This window comes from Sulfitobacter sp. HI0027 (genome assembly GCF_001634775.1).
GTDB lineage: Bacteria > Pseudomonadota > Alphaproteobacteria > Rhodobacterales > Rhodobacteraceae > Sulfitobacter.
Map to the genome: position 1 here is coordinate 1 of NZ_LWER01000410.1, position 664 is coordinate 664.

The following is a 664-nucleotide window of genomic DNA, read 5'->3' on the forward strand; positions in this document are numbered from 1 at the left end:
CATCACCGAGACGCTGGAGGTAATCCCACGTCAGTGGAAGGTGATCCAGACTGTGCGCGAGAAGTTCACTTGCCGGGCCTGCGAGAAGATTAGCCAGCCGCCGGCGCCGTTCCATGCGATTCCGCGCGGATGGGCCGGACCCAGCTTGATCGCAATGCTGATCTTCGAAAAATACGGACAGCACCAGCCGTTGAACCGGCAGGCAGAGCGCTTTGCGCGTGAAGGCGTTGATCTGAGCCTCTCCACGCTGGCCGACTTGGTCGGGCACGCGACTGTCGCCTTGCAGCCGATCCATGCCCTGATCGAAAGCCATGTGCGTGCCGCTCACCGCCTACATGGCGATGATACCACCGTGCCGCTTCTGGCGCGGGGCGGTGCAAAAAAGGCCCGGCTCTGGACCTACGTGCGTGATGATCGGCCATGGAATGGTGGCGCCCCACCAGCGGCGTTCTTCCGCTTCTCTCGAGATCGCGGCGCAACCAATCCCAATCAGCATCTGGCCGGATGGCAAGGTGTGCTGCAAGCCCCCTCTCATGGTTTGCAAGCAAACCACTGCCGGGCAATGGACGCCTATGGTGGATACAACGATCTCTATCGCGAAGACCGCGACGAGGGGCCCGTGACCAGTGCGTTGTGTTGGTCACATGCCCGCCGGAAGTTCTTC

Annotated in this window: 1 protein-coding gene; it reads left to right on the forward strand. The window is 61.7% G+C overall.

All coding sequences use genetic code 11. The features are described 5' to 3' along the window. A partial coding sequence (tnpC, locus tag A3722_RS18615; RefSeq protein ID WP_150120557.1) for an IS66 family transposase occupies nt 1-664 on the forward strand: 664 nt, incomplete at both ends.